The organism is Cyanobacteriota bacterium (genome assembly GCA_025054735.1).
In the GTDB taxonomy this organism is placed as follows: domain Bacteria; phylum Cyanobacteriota; class Cyanobacteriia; order SKYG9; family SKYG9; genus SKYG9.
The window spans coordinates 1-5,613 of sequence record JANWZG010000261.1; the positions used below are offsets into that span (position 1 = coordinate 1).

The following is a 5,613-nucleotide window of genomic DNA, read 5'->3' on the forward strand; positions in this document are numbered from 1 at the left end:
AATAAGGACTTAAGTCCTTACTACAAGCTATCTGTAACCAGAGTATGGAGAAGCAGTATCACTAGTTCAACTAAACCCATGAGTTCGTAGTAAGGACTTAAGTCCTTACTACAAGCTATCTGTAACCAGAGTATGGAGAAGCAGTATCACTGTTTCAACGATAAGTGGTTGATGATAATTGCCGTTCGCGGTCTAGGGTTTGCAGATAGCGGACTTCATCGTAATACAACGCCTGAAACTTGAGGGCATCAGCATTGAGGTGGTGATAGAGTTGCTCAATATCCTCAGATGAAGGGACGATCGCCCCAGATGACTCAGAGGTATTGGCTTGATTGAGGAGTTGCTCCAGACAATCGCGCACCGACTTGATTCCCTGCTCGCGCCAAACGTTTAAGAGATGACGACAGCGTTTTTCGCAGGCAATACGCTCTAGACTGGCAGCCGCCGTGATGAGGTTTTGTTCCGGGCGAGACAAAACAAGGACATCAGTTTCGCTGGGGTGAAGCAGATGGGTCAGTTGTGCCATTTCTTCGGGAAAGTTGGTGTAGTGGTCTTGCAGGAGATCAAGGAGGTCGATCGTCAACAGCGGAGTCCAATCAATATCACCACTACCGGGATAGTAGGTGACATCCAACCCCGTAAGTTGTTGCTGGCTAGCGAGAATTTGTTGCCAAAGAAACCGATGGTGAGAGAGGCCAAACCCCGGCTCTAGCAGGTCACGACGCTTTAACTCATCCAGCCATCTGAGACGATGATTTGGGCAATGCAGATAGAGCATGAGTAATTGCGCTTCAGCAGCATCCCGCAAGCCAGTAGTGCCAGGACGCTCCCACTTTTGTCCCTGCCCATGCCAGCGTTGGCCCCGTACTTGAGTTCGCAAGTCAGCCTCTAGCTGTAATGCCAGGTGGGCTTCGCCTTGACTAAGCAGTTCAGCACAGCGGTGGATGTAGTAAGTGCGCTGGGAAGCATTAGTGAGGTTGCCCAAAAGTTTCACGATCGCCCCTACTGCCTGCTGAAACTGGTCAGCCTGCCTCAGGTCTCGTCCTAACAGCACCTGCTGAATTTGCCAGTCAAGCCAGAGGGGAGCCTCTTGGAGGAGTTGCTGGTAATCTTCAGGGGTATGTTGCCGGAGAAATTCATCAGGATCCTTGCCATTGGGAAGGTTTAACACCCGCAACTGCACCTGTCCCTGATAAACCAGATGCTCTACTTCACTGATGGCTCGCTCGGTGGCCGTAGTGCCTGCCTTGTCTGCATCAAAGTTAAGGACAATCTGCTTCGATTCGGTGTAGCGTAGCAATTGTTTGACTTGACCAGCGTTCAAAGCTGTACCCAGGGATGCCACTGCGTTAGTGATACCTGCTGCGTGGAGGGCAATTACGTCAAAATAACCTTCTACCACAATGGCTTGGTCTCGCTTGGCAATCATGGCACGAGCTTTGTCTAGCCCAAAGAGAGTCTTACTCTTATCGAATAACTCTGTCTCTGGTGAGTTGAGATACTTGGGCTGTTCGTCCCCTAGGGCACGTCCCCCAAAACCAATAACCCGCCCTTGCAGATCATGAATAGGAATCATGAGCCGATCTCGGAAGCGATCGTAATAGCCATCCCCAGTTTTGCGAGGCACCACTAACCCTGCCCGTTCCACCAGTTCTGCGGGTTTATGTTTATGCTCCACTAGATAGCCCCACAGCGTAGACCACCCCGGCGGAGCATACCCCAGTTGAAACTGTTGGATAGTCTCTTCGGTTAAACTGCGCTTGTCTAGCAAATAGGCTAGGGCTTTTTGCCCAGTTGACTGTCGTAGAGCATGGGCATAAAAGTCTGCCGCCAGAGCCAAAATTTCGTACAGTTGCTCTTGCACTGAAAGCTGCCGCTGGAGTTCCTCGCGATCAGCAACCTCTAGGGTCTTCACTGGCACTTGGTAACGATTTGCCAGGGCTAGCACCACATCTGTAAAGGATTGCTGCCCCAGTTCCATCAAAAACTTGATAGCATTGCCCCCTGCCCCGCAACTGAAGCAGTAGTAGAATTGTTTGCTAGGACTGACGCTAAAGCTAGGAGACTTGTCATCGTGAAAGGGACATAAGCCTACAAAGTCCTTGCCCTGTTTCCGCAGTACCACATGCTCTGATACCACGTCATAAATATCGACGCGCTGCTTTACCTCTGCGATCGTATCCGGATGTAGCCGCATAGCATCCCAGACAAGCTCAATGAACCCTCGTCAAGCAAATAACCAACGGTCAACTCTATTCCGCACTAGCTAGCTCTGGAAAGGTTTGCTTAAACTCCCGTAATAAATCATCAATTTCATCCAGTGCTTGATTGACATCAATGCGCAAAATGCCCAGATTGGGCTGCTCTAGCAACTGCACTAGGACACCGCGCTTGCTCTCGATCACCCGAATTCGCTCTTTCAAAGTTTCTGGGTTCAGCATAGGGAATAGATTAGTGGATCAAATCACAACGATATTCCAGTGTATGGCAAGTCATGAAAGGACGGAAGAGCCAAACCAGAAAGAAAGAGTAACTACCGCTCCCAATGTTACTGATTTAAGATATGAACTGATGGCTGAACGCCTTGGAAACCTGATTTAAGATTGGGAAACTGTGCACAATCAGCAGAGAGCACTCAGCCTTCTACCTTAACCCCTTGTGCTTGGCTATCTACCTCTCCAGGACTGGATAATTGACCATCAAAGCAATATTACCCCTGTAGCTCAGGTGTCCAAGCTCATCTGTTACTGTCAGGTAAGTTGATAACAATCATCAAAGACATTGCTAGAATCTATGGTTACCCTCACCCAAAATCCTGCGCCACCAGTCATCTACCCCAGTTGCGACGGAGAACCCTTGGCAGAAACCTCAGTTCACCTAGATGCCATCATTGCCATCGTCACAGCCTTGCGCCATTACCTAGGTGACCAAGCCCTTGTGCTTAGCAATCAGTTTTTATACTACGCCCAAGGCTTTCCTCGCTTGCGAGTAGCACCAGACGGCATGGTGATTTTTGGAGTCAGCCCCGGTGGACGTGACAACTACAAACTCTGGGAAGAAGGGCAAGTACCTGCCGTTATCTTTGAAGTCACCTCCGCTAGTACCCAAGCTAATGATGATGGTTTCAAAAAGACTCTGTACGAACAACTCGGAGTAGCAGAATACTGGCAGTTTGACCCCAAAGGAGAATGGATTGAGAATCGCCTGCGCGGCTATCGTCTCGTGGGCGAGAGTTATGCAGTTGTTAATGACTATCAGAGTACAGTGTTACAGTTGCGCCTAGAGGTAGAGGGCAACCTGTTGAGTTTCTATCGTCTAGACACGGGGGAGAAGCTGTTGATACCCGATGAGTTATACCAAGCCTTGCAGCAGGAAATGGCTGCACGACGTGAGGCGGAAAAACGGGCAGAGCAACTTGAAGCTGTTTTAGCTCAGTATCGCGATCGCTTTGGCGAGTTGCCTAATTAAACTAGGCACATTAAACCATGCACTTTAAGCAATGCACTTAGCGCAAATTGAACAACAGGTAATGCCTATGCTTGGAGACTAGGCTATGCATAGAGGTCAAGGGGGCAACACCCCCTCGTAAGCAAGCCCGCTTACACCAATTCTCCATGCTGTGGCTACAGATAACTTGTCGTAAAGACTGAAGTCTTTACTACGAACTGATTAGTTATGTGGCTAATTTTTGGAGAATGGTATTACACCGCCCTATGCAACATCCATAGCTTGAATTTAGAGAATTGATGTGACTGGTTACCGCGTGTAGTCAGCATGGCGAAAATTTACCTGCGGCTTGGTGGGCAAGGCGAATGGGTTCTGGTAGACGGTAGCGTGTGGTGCAGCGGAGAGTTAGCTCAATGGCTGTGGGTAAATCGGCCAAATGCCCAACGGAAATAAACACGGGTTTGACCTGACTCCGGGTTCTCAGAACTGCCCCGATCGTCTCCCCAGCTTGCACCAACTCACTCATGCTTCCTCTATCTGGTGCTGGCTCTGCAAATGTCCCCACAAAGGGTGTTTTGCCACAGCCGATCGTAGGCTTTTGTAGCCATAACCCCAGATGACAAGCAATCCCAAACCGTCGTGGATGAATTCGACCCATGCCGTCCACTAGCAACACATCTGGTTCATGGCGCAGTTGCTGCAAGGCTGCCAATAGCACGGGCAACTCTCGAAAGCTCAACAAGCCTGGAATATAGGGAAAGGGTGTGATCATCTGGTGGCAGCAGGTTTCTACCAGCGTCAGGTCTGGAAAAGTAAGCACTACAACAGCCCCATGGGATTGATTACCCTTCACACTCACATCCACTCCAGCAACTAAGCGCACGTCATCTAGCAGCAAGGGACGATCATCCACGACCTGTTGAGCAAGCTGTCGCTGGAGCGAGATCGCCTGATGTGGGGGTAAATTCCAGTCATGCTGAGGATAAATATTCACAGTGCTCTTAGCATTAACCGACAAGCAAATCTTCTTCTGGACGGCGTACAGTGCTAGGAGAAGCATCTCCATAGAAAGCAGCCATCAGTAATAACACCCCTACTCTGCCGATATACATCGTAGCAATTAATACTAAATCTGCAACTTTACTAAGCTGGGCAGTAATGCCCATCGACAAGCCAACCGTAGCAAAGGCAGAGACCGATTCAAACAAAATTTTAATGAAGTCGATCGTCGGATCCGTCAGAGAAATCAGCGTGCTAGCACAAATCACTGTAATTAGCGATCCTACAAATACACCAACAGCTTTCAGAACCAAGGCTGTAGGAATTTGCCGTTGAAACATGTGTACATACTCACTACCCTGAAGGGCAGCTCTCGTTGCAGCAAGCAGTACACGTACAGTTGTGGTTTTAATGCCCCCTCCCGTGCTACCAGGACTAGCGCCAATAAACATTAAGGCAATCGTAATACACAGGGCTGCTGTTGTCATTTTGCCATTATCGATGGTATTAAACCCAGCAGTGCGGGTCGTAACCGACTGGAACCACGCTGCCAATAGCTTACCTCCACTCCCCAGGGGTTTCAGGGTATCGGGGTTGTGAAATTCTGTGACTAAGAAGGCGATCGTGCCCACAATAAGCAACACAGCAGTCGTAGCAGTAGCAATCTTAAAGTTGAGGGATAAAATGATGCAGCGCTGGGATTGTTGCAGGCGATCGCGCACTAGCAAAAAAGCCTCCATAATGACCTGATAACCAATTCCTCCCAAGATAATCAAGCCAGAAATGGTCAAGCTCACTAGCGGTGATTGTACGTAGGTCATCAAACTGTTAGGAAACAAGCTAAACCCAGCATTGTTAAAGGCACTAATACTGTGAAATAAGGCTAGCCAAAGGGCTGTCCTAGGGGAATTGGTCTGCTTGAAGGCCAGAAATAACAAGAATGTACCCGTTAGCTCAATGATTAGGGTCACTGCGATGATCGAGGTAACTATCTGCTTACTGCCCCCCAAGCCAGGTGTATCTAGGGCCTGCTGAATAGCAAGTTTGTCCCGTAGGCGAAACCGTTTGCCAATGAGAATCAACAAGAAGGTGGTCATAGTCATGTAACCCAAGCCCCCTACTTGAAACTCCATCATCAGCACAAATTGCCCGATCGGGGTGTAATAT

The 5,613-nt window shown here is 49.0% G+C and carries 5 protein-coding genes; 1 reads left to right on the forward strand and 4 read right to left on the reverse strand.

The features are described from left to right. Positions 1–154: 154 nt before the first annotated feature. Both dnaG and NZ772_12600 read right to left on the reverse strand, forming a co-directional pair. Positions 155–2,197 (reverse strand): DNA primase, encoded by a 2,043-nt coding sequence (gene dnaG, locus NZ772_12595; GenBank protein MCS6814389.1) that lies wholly within the window; start codon positions 2,195–2,197, stop codon positions 155–157. 55 nt (positions 2,198–2,252) lie between these two features. Further along, positions 2,253–2,441: a hypothetical protein gene (locus tag NZ772_12600; protein MCS6814390.1), complete on the reverse strand. Its 189-nt coding sequence runs from the start codon at positions 2,439–2,441 to the stop codon at positions 2,253–2,255. Positions 2,442–2,793: 352 nt separating this feature from the next. Between NZ772_12600 and NZ772_12605 the strand changes: the two genes are divergently transcribed. Then, complete coding sequence (locus tag NZ772_12605; GenBank protein ID MCS6814391.1) at positions 2,794–3,468, forward strand: Uma2 family endonuclease; 675 nt, start codon at positions 2,794–2,796, stop codon at positions 3,466–3,468. A 301-nt stretch (positions 3,469–3,769) separates the two neighbouring features. On the opposite strand, the gene nfi is transcribed toward NZ772_12605, so the two are convergent. Continuing rightward, a complete protein-coding gene (gene nfi / locus NZ772_12610; protein ID MCS6814392.1) occupies positions 3,770–4,441 on the reverse strand; it encodes a deoxyribonuclease V in 672 nt (223 codons plus the stop codon). A gap of 13 nt (positions 4,442–4,454) precedes the next feature. Further along, positions 4,455–5,613 (reverse strand): ATPase (locus tag NZ772_12615; protein MCS6814393.1); only part of this gene is annotated, 1,159 nt, incomplete at its 5' end.

What these genes read in the sequence shown, in the direction of transcription:
- NZ772_12600 (MCS6814390.1), bottom strand. Translation starts at nt 2,441, where the DNA reads ATGCTGAACCCAGAAACTTTGAAAGAGCGAATTCGGGTGATCGAGAGC.
- NZ772_12605 (MCS6814391.1), top strand. Translation starts at nt 2,794, where the DNA reads ATGGTTACCCTCACCCAAAATCCTGCGCCACCAGTCATCTACCCCAGT.
- dnaG (MCS6814389.1), bottom strand. Translation starts at nt 2,197, where the DNA reads ATGCGGCTACATCCGGATACGATCGCAGAGGTAAAGCAGCGCGTCGAT.